Annotated in this window: 10 protein-coding genes and 1 tRNA gene; 5 read left to right on the forward strand and 6 right to left on the reverse strand. The window is 66.5% G+C overall.

Translation table 11 applies throughout. From position 1 onward, the window contains the following. Window positions 1-5: 5 nt before the first annotated feature. Window positions 6-2,423 carry an FAD-dependent monooxygenase gene (locus ACOGXD_RS05755; protein WP_419916948.1) on the forward strand — a complete coding sequence of 806 codons (2,418 nt, stop codon included), beginning with the start codon at window positions 6-8 and terminating at the stop codon, window positions 2,421-2,423. Between the two features lie 18 nt (window positions 2,424-2,441). Here the strand turns inward: ACOGXD_RS05755 and ACOGXD_RS05760 are convergent, their stop codons facing one another. From ACOGXD_RS05760 to larB, 6 genes are all read right to left on the reverse strand, one after another. Continuing rightward, window positions 2,442-3,260, reverse strand: a complete 819-nt coding sequence (locus ACOGXD_RS05760) for a PaaX family transcriptional regulator C-terminal domain-containing protein (protein ID WP_419916949.1) — start codon at window positions 3,258-3,260, stop codon at window positions 2,442-2,444. A gap of 24 nt (window positions 3,261-3,284) precedes the next feature. Beyond that, window positions 3,285-4,898 carry an AMP-binding protein gene (locus tag ACOGXD_RS05765; RefSeq protein ID WP_419916950.1) on the reverse strand — a complete coding sequence of 538 codons (1,614 nt, stop codon included), beginning with the start codon at window positions 4,896-4,898 and terminating at the stop codon, window positions 3,285-3,287. Between the two features lie 171 nt (window positions 4,899-5,069). After that, window positions 5,070-6,437, reverse strand: a complete 1,368-nt coding sequence (locus ACOGXD_RS05770; RefSeq protein WP_419916951.1) for an FAD-dependent oxidoreductase — start codon at window positions 6,435-6,437, stop codon at window positions 5,070-5,072. A gap of 121 nt (window positions 6,438-6,558) precedes the next feature. Beyond that, window positions 6,559-6,632 (reverse strand) — tRNA-Arg (locus ACOGXD_RS05775). A 90-nt stretch (window positions 6,633-6,722) separates the two neighbouring features. Continuing rightward, window positions 6,723-8,051 carry a nickel pincer cofactor biosynthesis protein LarC gene (gene larC, locus ACOGXD_RS05780; protein ID WP_419916952.1) on the reverse strand — a complete coding sequence of 443 codons (1,329 nt, stop codon included), beginning with the start codon at window positions 8,049-8,051 and terminating at the stop codon, window positions 6,723-6,725. Beyond that, window positions 8,051-8,872, reverse strand: a complete 822-nt coding sequence (larB, locus tag ACOGXD_RS05785; protein WP_419916953.1) for a nickel pincer cofactor biosynthesis protein LarB — start codon at window positions 8,870-8,872, stop codon at window positions 8,051-8,053. Before larB ends, larC begins: the two co-directional genes overlap by 1 nt. A gap of 187 nt (window positions 8,873-9,059) precedes the next feature. Between larB and ACOGXD_RS05790 the strand changes: the two genes are divergently transcribed. Genes ACOGXD_RS05790 through ACOGXD_RS05805 form a run of 4 tightly spaced genes read left to right on the forward strand, consistent with a single transcriptional unit; the run spans window position 9,060 to window position 12,221 of the window. Beyond that, window positions 9,060-9,875, forward strand: coding sequence for a type IV toxin-antitoxin system AbiEi family antitoxin domain-containing protein (locus tag ACOGXD_RS05790; RefSeq protein ID WP_419916954.1), 816 nt, complete (start codon window positions 9,060-9,062; stop codon window positions 9,873-9,875). Continuing rightward, window positions 9,872-10,663, forward strand: a complete 792-nt coding sequence (locus tag ACOGXD_RS05795) for a nucleotidyl transferase AbiEii/AbiGii toxin family protein (RefSeq protein WP_419916955.1) — start codon at window positions 9,872-9,874, stop codon at window positions 10,661-10,663. Before ACOGXD_RS05790 ends, ACOGXD_RS05795 begins: the two co-directional genes overlap by 4 nt. Before the next feature lie 29 nt (window positions 10,664-10,692). Beyond that, window positions 10,693-11,670: a prephenate dehydratase gene (gene pheA / locus ACOGXD_RS05800; RefSeq protein WP_419916956.1), complete on the forward strand. Its 978-nt coding sequence runs from the start codon at window positions 10,693-10,695 to the stop codon at window positions 11,668-11,670. 32 nt (window positions 11,671-11,702) lie between these two features. Further along, complete coding sequence (locus tag ACOGXD_RS05805) at window positions 11,703-12,221, forward strand: SRPBCC domain-containing protein (protein ID WP_419916957.1); 519 nt, start codon at window positions 11,703-11,705, stop codon at window positions 12,219-12,221. The last annotated feature ends 36 nt before the right edge of the window (window positions 12,222-12,257 follow it).

Raw genomic sequence — 12,257 nt, forward strand, 5'->3', positions numbered from 1 at the left:
CCCGGATGAAAATCGCCTGCATCGGCGGTGGCCCGGCGAGCCTGTTCTTCAGCATCCTGATGGCCAAGCAAGACCCGGGCCACGACATCACCGTGTACGAGCGCAACCGCCGCGGCGACACGTTCGGGTTCGGCGTGGTGTTCTCCGACGAGACGCTCGCCAACATCGCAGAGACCGATCCCGATTCGATCGCCGCAATCGAATCGGAGTTCCGCTACTGGGGCGCGATGGATGTCCTCTACCGGGGGCGCACCATCACCTCCGACGGGCACGGATTCGCCGCGCTGGCCCGCGTGCGCCTGCTCGAGATCCTGACCCGCCGGGCGATCGAGCTCGGCGTGCGGGTCGAATTCGAAACGGAGGCTCATGCCGACGCGCTGTCCGGCGAGGTGGATCTGGTGGTGGCCGGTGACGGTGTCAACAGCAGCACCAGGTCGCGCTACGCCGACGACCTGCGTCCTGCGATCCGCCACGGCTCAGCGAAGTACATCTGGACCGCCACCGACGCCCCCTTCGACCGCTTCACGTTCATCTTCGAGGACTTGTTCCTCGAAGACATCAAGCACAGCGAGGACTTGCTCCTCGAAGACATCAAACACAGCGAAGACTTGGTCTTCGAAGACATCAAACACAGCGAGGACTTGGTCAGCGAGGACGGGGCGTGCCGCACGGTGCAGGCGCACATCTATCCCTACGACGACACGCGCTCCACCTTCATCGTCGAGATGGCCGAGCCGACGTGGGAATTGGCCGGCCTCGGGGGCCACGACGACGACTTGGCACCAGGTCAGTCCGACCAGCACGCCCTGGAGTGGTGCAGCCGCGTCTTCTCTGACCATCTCGACGGGCGGCAGCTCATCGGCAACAACTCGCGCTGGATCAGCTTCCCGCGCATCTCGTGCGAGTCGTGGATCGCGAACAACGTCGTGCTGCTGGGCGACGCCGCGCACACGGCTCACTATTCGGTGGGCAGCGGCACGAAGATGGCGCTGGAGGACGCGATCGCGCTCGCCGATGCCATGGCCGCGACGGGCGAAGTCTCCACAGCGCTCAAGAACTACGAGGCCGAGCGCCGCCCCCAGATCGAGAGCCTGCAACGAGCTGCGGCTACCAGCGAGGACTGGTTCGCGAACGTCGACCATCACCGCCGGCGCCCGTTCGAGCAATTCGCGTTCTCCCTGTTCACCAGGTCGCAGCGAGTCACCTACGACAATCTGCGCGAGCGCGATGCGCAGTACCACGACGAGACCCTGCGCTGGTTCGCCGAACAGCAGTCGCCTGCACACCGGCCGCCGACTCCCGACACGCCGCCGATCTTCTACCCCTTCACCCTGCGGGATGTGAGCTTTCACAACCGGATCGGCGTGTCGCCCATGGCGCAGTACAGCGCCGTGGACGGGATGCCGAACGACTGGCACAAGGTGCATCTCGGCAGCCGCGCCGTGGGCGGGGCCGCCCTGGTGATGACCGAGATGACCTGCACCTCGCCCGACGCTCGCATCACGCCCGCCTGCACTGGGATCTGGAACGCCCGCCAAGCCGAGGCATGGGCCGGGATCACCCAGTTCGTGCACGACTTCACCGATGCCAGGATCGGTCTGCAGCTCGGGCACGCGGGCCGCAAGGGCTCCACGAGGGTGCCTTGGGAGGGTGAGGACGTACCGCTGGAGGCGGGCAACTGGCCGTTGATCTCGGCGTCGCCGCTGCGATACCGAGCCGGCAGCCAGATGCCGGCGGAGATGTCGAATGCCCAGATGGATGCCGTGCTCGACGACTTCGTGGCGGCAACCCGGCGAGCGGCCGACGCCGAGTTCGACTTGGTCGAGCTGCATGCCGCGCACGGCTACCTGCTCTCATCGTTCCTGTCGCCGGTCACGAATCAGCGCAGCGACGACCACGGCGGCTCGCTCGAGAACCGGGCCCGCTTCCTGCTGCGCGTCACCCAGGCGGCACGGGAGGCCTGGCCCCAGGGCAAGCCATTGTCGGTGCGGATCTCGGCCACCGACTGGGTCGAGGGCGGGTTCAGCCGATCAGAAGCCATCGAGCTGAGCGACATGCTCAAGGGCGCCGGCGTCGACATCATCGACGTTTCCACCGGCCAGGTCGATCCCAGCGGGGCGCCGGCGTACGGGCGGCTGTACCAGACACCGTTCGCAGAGGCCATCCGCAACACCGTCGGCATCCCGACCATGGCGGTGGGCGCCATCTCGAGCATCGACGATGTCAACACCGTGCTGATGGCGGGTCGGGCCGACATCTGCTTGATCGCCCGTGCGCACCTGGTCGATCCCTACTGGACCCTCAACGCGGCGATCGATCTGGGCCGCAGCGAGCAACCGTGGCCGATTCAGTACTGGCAGGGCCGCACCAGCCGCCGGCGCGAGCAGGTGCCTGACGCCCTGATCGACCGCGACCTGCGCTGACGCTGCTGGCCGCGTCACTCAGCGGCGGGCTGCAGCTTCGAGCGTTTCGAGGTAGAAGCGGTGTGCGCCGGGGCGCAACTGGCGATGCAGCTTCGTGAACACCTCGCGGGCTTCGTCTGCGAGCCATCCCTCGGGTGTGACCGCGGGGGGCAGGCCTGGGTCGGCGTAGGGCAGCGGTCGCCAAGCGCTGATGTTGTTCATGTGCGCCACGAATGCGTCGCGGTCAGAGCCTGGTTGGGCCATCCACCCCTCGGAAATCGGCTGCTGCGTCGCCAAGTACTCGCCGTAGAGCTTGTTGATCACGCCCAGGTCCCATGCCCCGGTCGCGACGTGGGGCTCGTCGCCGTGCGGCCGGAAGTCGCCCTCGAAGAACGACACGTAGCCGTCGAGCCCATGACGCCGCAGCATCGTGCGAGCCTCATCGGCCAGCGAGGCGGGGGCGATCCACGACGCAGCCGGACCGGGCGCAAAGCCCAAGCGGGCCAGCTGCGACCGGATCAGGTAGCGCTTGCTGCGCTCTGGCTCGGGGATCGAGAACAGCACTAGCAGCCATCGGTCGTCGCTGGGCCGAACGCCGGTGCCGAAGATGCGCCGGTCACCTGCTTCGAGGATCTCGCGCCCATCGGCGCTGAGGGCGTACCCGGCTTTGCCGTCCACACGTTCGGGCACCAGCAAGCCGGATCGCTTCATGCGAGACGCCGCGGATCGCACGGCCTGGGCATCCACGTCGACCTCGCTCAGCAAGGCGATGAGCCCGCCGACGGCGACCCAGCCGCCGTAGTCGCGAGCAAACAGCCCGTAGGTGTCGAGGATGCGATCTCGCGGGGACTTCGTCATGCCGCCGTCGACCCAGCCCCGTCGCTACTCGCCGAGCAGGGCGGTCAGCCCGCGCCGTTGGAGCTTCCCTGTCGACGTCGTGGGCAGCGGCTCGGCACAGAAGGTGATCCGGCGAGGGTACTTGTAGGGGGCAATCGAGGCCTTGACGTGGTCTTGCAGCTCGCACGCCAGCGCATCGGTGGCTGACGACGGGTCAGCCAGACGGACGAAAGCGTGCACGACCATGCCCCGGTCCGGGTCAGGCGTGCCGATCACTCCCGCCTCGCACACCATGGCGTGCGTCAGCAGGGCCTCCTCCACTTCAGGGGCGGCAATGTTGTAGCCGGAGCTGATGATCATGTCGTCGGCCCTGGCCTGGTACCAGAAGTAGCCGTCGGCGTCGCGCACATAGACGTCGCCCGTGTAGTTCCAGCCATTCCGCACATAGACGGCCTGGCGTTCGTCGTCGAGGTAGCGGCAGCCGATCGGTCCGCGAACAGCGAGCAGCCCTGGCTGGCCGTCCGGCACCGGGGCGCCGTCGGCGTCGAAGATCACGGCCTCCCACCCGGGCAGGGGCTTGCCCGTCGAACCGGGCCGTATCTCGGCATCGGGCGCGGAGATGAAGATGTGCAGCAGCTCGGTGGCGCCGATCCCGTCGTTCAGTCGCACACCGAGCTCATGCTCGACGAGCTCGAACGTGGATCGCGGCAACCATTCGCCGGCTGACACGCCACAGCGCAGTGAGGAGAGGTCCGGCCGGGGATCGAGCATCGTCATGGCCCGGTACGCGGTGGGCGAGCTGAAGCACACGGTGGCCTGCCGTCTGGCGATCAGCTCCGCCAATGCAGCGGGGCCCGGCTCGTCGCAGAACCAGGTGCACGCTCCTGCTCGCATGGGGAAGACCACCTCGCCGCCCAGGCCGAACGTGAACGCCAGCGGAGGGCTCCCGACGAACACGTCGTCGGGGCCTGCTCGCAGGATCGGCTCGAACGCGTCGGCGATCACCAGCAGGTCGCGATGGAAGTGCACGGCAACCTTGGGTTCGCCGGTCGTACCCGAGGTGGACGCCAGCAGGGCAGGATCGGTCGCGGCGGTGTCCACTGCAGCGAATTTGCCGGGCTTGGCGACAGCCGCGGCGTTGAGATCTCCGTTCGGGCCCCAGATGGCGATCGGGCCGCCGGTCACTTTCTGCAGCTCAGCTTCCATTCCCGCTTCGCACAGCGAGACCGACGGCTCGCACTTCGCGATCACCCTCGCTAGCTCCGCGGCACGCAGCAGCGGCATCGTCGTGACAGCCACGGCGCCGGTTTTCAGCACGCCAAGCCAGGCAGCCACCATCCAAGGCGCATTGGCGCCCCGGAGCAGCACGCGGTTGCCTGCAACGATGCCGTAGTCCTCGACAAGCACCGCGGCGATCCGGTTGGCGCAGTCGGCTACGTCGGCGTAGGTCCACATGTCGTCGCCGAGCCCCATGCAGGGGCGCTCTCCCCAGCCTCGTTCGATTGCCCTGTCCAGCAGGATCGAGGCGGCATTCAGCCGGCTCGGGTAGCAGTACAGCGACTCGTCGAGCCTGATCTGCGGCCAGTGCTCTGCGGGCGGCAGACGATCGAGGACAAACCGGTCCACATGTGCCGTCGCAGCCGCGGTGCCTGTGCTCATATCCAGCCGTTCATACCCGTCCGGGTAATGCCGTCGATATGACGATCTCTAATCAAACGCTATATCGAGCGTCGCCGTCGCGCAAGGACTTCGTGGTGCGCCAGCAGGGCGCATATGGCGGGGCGCGTCAGGCCGCCCGCCGACGCGGGATGCAGCCGGGATCGTCGCCGGTCAGGACGTGATCTTGCGGAAGCGGGCGCCGTACATGATGCCGCCGTAGTAGTTGAAGACCTCGCGGGCGTTTTCGTCGTCGAACGGGTAGTCGGCACCGATCTGGGTGGCTGCGGCGAGCCCGGTCACGAAGCAGGTCTCCTGGCTGTTGACCAGCGTGTGCGCCCCGCAGTGCCAGCTGCGGCGCTTGCCCTGGATGAAGCGGAACAGCGGCACGAGCAGCGTCACCTGGCGCACGTCATGCACGACGTGCTGGAACCACCAGCGCTTCACGATCTTGTCCTCGTCGATCGGGGTGTTCGAGTTGTAGGTCACCAGGCAGGGCTTGTCAGAGCCGAAAATCCATGGCTGCTGGTTGTGCATGATGTAGGTGAGCTCGTAGTTGTCGGGCCGGGCGCCGTACTGCTCTACGTGATTGGTGCGTGTGCCCAGGCATTCCACCTCGTCGTCGGGCAGGACCGACGGGTCGGAGTGCACCAGCGTGTGGTTGTGCAGCTCGCTCTCGTAGCGCACCGACGAGAGCACGTAGCGCTCGAGCGCCGTGGGCTTGTCGAGCATCATCAGGGTCTGGTTGGCGTTGGAGGCGAAGATCACCTCGTCGAAGGTCTCGCGCACCCCCGCTGCATCCTCGACGACCACCTCCGATGCTCCCCGGTACACCTTGCGGACCGGTCGGCTCAGATAGATCTTGTCCCGGAAATCCGCCGACAGGTGCTCGTAGATGCGCCGCGTCCCCTGGTCCCAGGTCTGCATGGGCGTCGCCGATTCGATGTCGAAGAACTCGAGATAGCGGGCGAACAGCGCGGCGGGCATGTCGAACACGTTCGTCGCCATCAGGAAGTTGACGAACATCGGCTTGAGGATCTTGTACTTGAAGTCGGCGGAGAACCTGCCCACGTTCAGGACCGTCCGCATGCTGATGTAGTTGAACGGGTTCAGCGCATTGAGGAACTTGGACCGCGCCCGGGTGAGACGGCCGAATGAGTGCAGGCGACCCAGCAGGCGCTGGAACCGCTCGATCTCGGGCTGCAGCTGGTCCCTGATGTCGGAGTCGAAGTCGTGGGCGTACCTGCCGCCCTGGTACTTCACGCTGTAGTTGAACTTGGTCGGGAATAGCTCGATGCCGAATCGGTCGAGCAGCAGCAGGACGTGGTCGTAGACCGACGGGATCAACGCAGTGACCGAGATGTCGAAGGGAAGCGACGTGCCGTCGTCCTGCGGCATGTCGACAGTGACAGCGTTGCCCCCGAGGCGATCGTTGGCCTCGAACAGCCGGATGTCGAACCGGTCGGGATGGTGAGCCAGCGCCCACGCGGCGCCCAGCCCCGACATGCCTCCGCCGATGATTGCGATCCTGCGCTGCGTCATCGTGCTCCCGCCGCTCAGGATGCCTCAGGTGAGAGGCGGCAGACCTGAGCTGTCCCGCTCTTGTTCGCTCTGCTCACGGGCCGCTCGGGCCCCGGCTTCGCCTGCGGGCTCAGCCTCTTCGCGCGCTTGCAGGGATTCGAACCCCGAACCTTCTGATCCGTAGTCAGATGCTCTGTCCAATTGAGCTACAAGCGCTGGTTGCCACTGGTCGGGCCGGGGGCCCGTCGGCGCCCGAACAGTCTAGGAGTAGCTGCCGGCACGCTTCGGTGAGATTTTGCGTTCGGGTCACGCACCGCTGCCGTCGGGGTGGGGTTGGTCGGCCGTTGCCAGCAGCGCGGCGGTGCGGGCGACATCGGCTGGGGTGCGGTCGAGCGCTTGCGCCGCTGCCACCACGTCGGACCATTCGGGCTTGGATCGGTGTGGACCGTGTTTCACCGAGATGCGGTGGCCGTCGATCTCCACGGTGGTGGTGTGCCGTTCGAGCGCCGTGCGCACGACGGTGCGGGCTCGCAAGCCCAGCGTGCCAGTGAGGCGCGCTATCAGGTCGCCCAGCGCTGTCACATCGTCGGCGCTGCACAGCGCCATCAGCGTGTTCGCCGGACGGCCGTGCTTCATCACGATCGGAACCGCCCAGGCATCCAGCGCGCCAGCCGCCAGCAGCTCCTCGATCGCGTGGCCCAGCAGCTCGCCCGAGACGTCGTCGAGGTTCGTGGCCAGTTCCACCAGCTCAGCGGTGGATTCGGCGCCTTCGATGGCCGCCATAGTCGCGGCCAGCCCTGCATCAGTACGGCTCACTTCGGTTGCCCGAGTACCAATCAGCACACCGGTGACGTTGGGGCGACCCGGCAGCTCGCGGGTGCCCGCACCGAAGCCGACGCCAGTCACCGTCATGGGCGGCACTGGCCCGAACACCGAGGCCAGGGCGGCCACGATTGCGGCCCCCGTCGGGGTCGTCAGCTCCATGTCGATATCGACGCCCACCACTGGGTGTCCCGCCAGCAAGTATCCGACTGCGGGCGGTGGGTTCGGCAGCACGCCATGCGCGGCGTGGATCGTGCCCTTGCCCACCGCAACCGGTCCGCAGGCAACCTCATCGACGGCCAGAGATTCCAGCGCCGCGCACACGCCGACGATGTCGACGATCGCATCCAGCGCCCCGACCTCGTGGAAATGGACCTCGTCGGGCGGCACTCCGTGCACCTGGCCCTCGGCAACAGCGAGCGCCTCAAACGCTGCGAGCGCGCGGCCCCGAATCCGGTCTCCCAAGGGTGCGCTCTCCAGCAGCTCCCGGATATGGCGCCAGCGCCGATGGTGATGCCCTTCGGGGGCGTCTACGACGGCCCGCGTCGCGGCCAGTTCATTCCGCTGTACCCGCTCGGCACTGAGCTGCCAGCCGTCAATGCCGAGCGTCTGCAGCTGTTCGATGACGAACTCCAGGTCTGCGCCGGCATCCAGCAGCGCCCCGAGCGCCATGTCGCCTGCGATCCCCGACACCGGATCGAACCACGCCACCGTGCCGTCGGGAGCACTTCGTTCGCCGCTCGCGGATGACGATGCGGCCGTCGGCGCGTGCGGCGTCACCGGCGACGTGTCGGCGGCTGCGATGTCGTGCATCACTCGGCTCCGCCGTCGCGGCCCGCCGCCAGATCCACGATGCGCATAGCGGCCATCGCGGCACCGAAGCCGTTGTCGATACCCACCACGGCGATCCCGGCTGCGCACGACGCATGCATTGCCAGCAGCGCCGTCACACCGTCGAGCGCTGCGCCATAGCCCGCGCTGGTCGGCACGGCGATGACCGGTGCAGCAGTCACGCCCGCGACGGCCGTGGCCAGCGCTCCTTCCATACCCGCCACCACGATGACGACCTCAGCCGATGTCAGCGTGTCGATCTCGGCCAGGAAGCGATGCAGGCCCGCGAGGCCGATGTCGGTCACCATCTCGGCGTCGACGCCGAATGCGCCGAGCACCGCTGCGGCTTCGCTCGCGACCGGTCCGTCCGATGTGCCCGCTGCTGCCACCACCACGCGCTCGTGACGCGCTGGCGCAGCGCGCCACACCACCGTCGCCAAGTCGGCTGAAGGCATGGCGGCGCCGTCAGCCGGGTCGGGCTCCCGATCGGCGGGGCGGTGCACCACGCCGCCGGGGCACGCGGCCAGCGCCGCTGCGGCCTGATCGGTGCTCGCTCGGGTGAGCAGCACCGGGCCGGAGCCGCCGCTCAGCATCTCGGCCACGATGCGGGCGCACTGGCTCGGCGACTTGCCGGGCCCGTACACCGCCTCGGGATGGCCGGTGCGCAGCGCTCGGTGATGATCGATGCGCGCCCCCGCAATCTCCGCATAGGGCAGTCGGCGCAGTCGCGCCAGCGCCTCGTCGGCACTCACCGTCCCGTCACGCACCTCTGCCAGCAATCCGGCGAGCTGTTCAGCGTCCATCGCCTGCCGTTCTACCCGCCGCGGCCCGGCGTCAACATCGTTCAGGCGCGTTCATGGGCGCGTGCATTGCTGCATCGATCGAGATCTGTGTACAAGTCTTGATGGCCGATTTCGTCTTGTGCTGCCATGAGGGAGATTCTACGTATCAAAACTTTACAAATTGCTATGTTTTGATACCTTGAATCCCGTGAACGAGAGGATTGTGGCGCCTAGCAATCTCGCCGATTGGTTGATCGGGCGAGGGCAGCACTTCATTACCTCTCAAGATGCAGCCACCCTGCTCGACGTTCGGCCCCATGAGGTCTCGACAAGTCTCGGCCGTGCCCGCCAAGCGCGCAAGATGATTTCGGTCACGAAGGGCGGCTGGGTACCGGTGCGGCCCGAGTATCGAGATGCTGGTGCGCCACCGCCGCTGCACTACATCGATCCGCTCATGAAGCACCTCGATCATCCGTACTACGTAGGTTTCCTCTCCGCCGCTGCACTGCACGGTGCCGCCCACCACCCACCGATGATCCTTCAGGTGGTGACAACAGCACGCCTGCGGGACCGACGAATCGGCAGCAACCGGATCAGCTTCATCCAGCGCGCCGCCACCGCTGCACGCGATACGCAACAGACCAACACACCGACGGGGCGTGTCATCGTCTCGACGTCGCCGACGACCGTCATGGACCTCGTTGATTCGCCCGACCAGGGCGGCGGCATCTCGAACGTTGCGACGGTTCTTGGCGACCTGCTCATCTCGCGCCTGCTCGATCTGGAATCTCTGCCAGCAACGGCATCAAGATTCCCGACTGCGGCAGTGCAGCGAGCGGGATATCTGTTGCAATACATGGCTGCAGAGACCGGCGTCGAGAGTTCGGTCTCCGATTTGCTCGACGATCTGTCGCAGATGGTGGGTTCCGAGTGGACGCCTCTAGAGCCTGGCCTCGGGGGCAGCGACGAACGCAATGACCGCTGGCGCGTCATGCTGAACGCGATCGTGGAGCACGACCTGTGATCCCGCAAGCGGATATTGCCCACTGGAGAACGCAGGTCCCGTGGATCAGCGCCGAGAATGTCGAACAGGACCTCGTGCTCTCGCGCCTCATCGTGGAGATCGCGCGACATCCCCTACTGGGCCACGAGCTTGTCTTCCGTGGTGGTACCTGTCTGCACAAGCTCTGGCTAGACCGACCGTGGCGCTACAGCGAGGATCTCGACTACGTCCGCCGCAGCGGTGGCGGAATAGGCGACGTGCTCGATGCGATCAGGGAGGTTGCGGTGGCCGTTGGATTCGACGATGTGCGCACAGCCGTCAGTCAGCATCCCAAGGCGCGGCTCCGCACCAGCTACGAAGCCGGCGGGACGTTCAACATCAAGGTCGAGATCAACACCTACGAGCGATCGCCAGCACGATCTACCGTGACCAAGCACTACGAGGTGAACAGTCCGTGGTTTCAGGGTGCTGCTGAAGTTCCGACGTTCTGCATTCCTGAACTGATCGCCACCAAGGTCCGGGCGCTCTACCAGCGCAGCAAGGGGCGAGATCTCTTCGACATCTGGCTTGTCGTGGCGCAACAGCAGCTCGACCCAGTCGAGATTGCGGCGTGCTTCGAGACATATCGGCCGGATGGCTGGACAACGAAGCGGGCAACGGCCAATCTCGACGAGAAACTTGCCAATAGCGCGTTTACCGGCGATCTCGAGCCGCTCATCGCAGAATGGCCGCAGGGCTACACCGTCGAAGCCGGGCATGAAGCGGCACAGTCGATCTTCGACGCCATCGAGGCCCGCAGACTGTCATGACCATTGGGAGCGGTGCGTATCCTGCCCCGATGGCTGCTGCCGCTGCACCCCAGGGCGACTCTGCCCTCTCGCCGTCGACGCGCATTGGGTACATGGGCCCGCACGGCACCTTTACCGAGGCTGCGCTGGCGACCCAGCCGGACCTGTCGCAGTGCACGCCTGTCCCGCTCATCTCGGTGCCCGAGGTGCTCTCCGCGCTCGACGACGGCGACGTCGACTACGGCTTCGTGCCCGTCGAGAACGCCATTGAGGGCGCAGTCAACGTCACCCAGGATGCGCTCGCGTTCGACTTCGACTTCCTCATCCAGCGAGAAGTTGTGGTGAACGTGCAGCTCGACCTCATGGCGCTGCCCGGCACCGCCACAGCCGACGACCTGTCGTCAATCCACACGGTGCTGTCGTTCCCGGTGGCGATCGCCCAGTGCCGTGCGTTCCTGCACACCCAGCTTCCCGATGTCGAGATCGAGGCGGCCACCTCGACCGCGCTGGCAGCCCGGCGCATCGGCGAAGAACAGCTCGCCGGTGTTGCAGCGATCGCCAGCCCGACCGCTGCTGAGCTCTACGGGCTCGAGACCGTCGTGCCCGGCATCGAGGACCACCGCGACAACCAGACCCGCTTCCTGCTGCTGGCCAAGGGACAGGTGCCGCCGGCCAGCGGCAACGACAAGACCAGCATCGTGGTGTTCCAGCAGCAGAACGAGCCGGGCAGCCTGCTGGGGATCCTCATGGAGTTCGAGGCCCGCCGTCTCGACCTGTCCAGGTTGGAGTCGCGACCGACCCGCCGTGGTCTCGGCGAATACTGTTTTCTGCTCGACTTCGAGGGTCACATCTCCGACGAAGTGGTGGCCGACTGCTTGCGCGCGCTCAAGATGAAGCAGCGTGACGTCAAGTTCCTGGGCTCCTTCCCTGCCGCCAACGGCAACTCGTCGGGCCGCGAGCGCGTCAGCGAGGAAGCCTGGACCTCGTCAGACGACTGGCTGAAGTCGCTCCGCCGCCTCGTCCGCTAGGCACTGCCGGCTTCCGCTGAAGGCGGCCGAATATGAACCAGCCAACCCACCCACTCGGCGAGATCGTGCGTCACGGCGATGGCACGACGAGCCTGCGGTTCGAACGCGATCTGGCGGGCTCAGCCGAACGGGTGTGGCGCGCACTGACCGAGAGCGGCCAGCTCCGCCACTGGATGCCGTGTGACATTGTCGGCCCACGGGAGGCAGGAGCCGAGGTCACAGCCCCGTTCTGGAGTGACGTGATCGCCAAGTACGGCATCGAGGACACGGTGCTCACCGGTCGCATCGTCACCTGGGACCCACCCAGCACGTTCGCCTGGGAGTGGGACGACGAGCTGCTCACGTTCCGTCTCGATCCGCACCCAGCCGGCACGCACCTCACCTTGACCGTCGACTTAGGAGACAAGAGCCCGGAAGTGCACCAAGTGGCCGCCGGCTACCACATGTGCTTGGACCAACTGTGCGCCCTGGTCGACACTGACAACCCGCCACCCTTCATCGACGCCGACCCGAGCCCCTACGAGACCATCTACGCCGAACTCACCGAGTAGCGGTCACGCCTCCTCGGCCCCCATTGCCGCGGTCTG

Source organism: Candidatus Poriferisodalis sp., from assembly GCF_965204125.1.
GTDB lineage: Bacteria > Actinomycetota > Acidimicrobiia > Acidimicrobiales > Poriferisodalaceae > Poriferisodalis.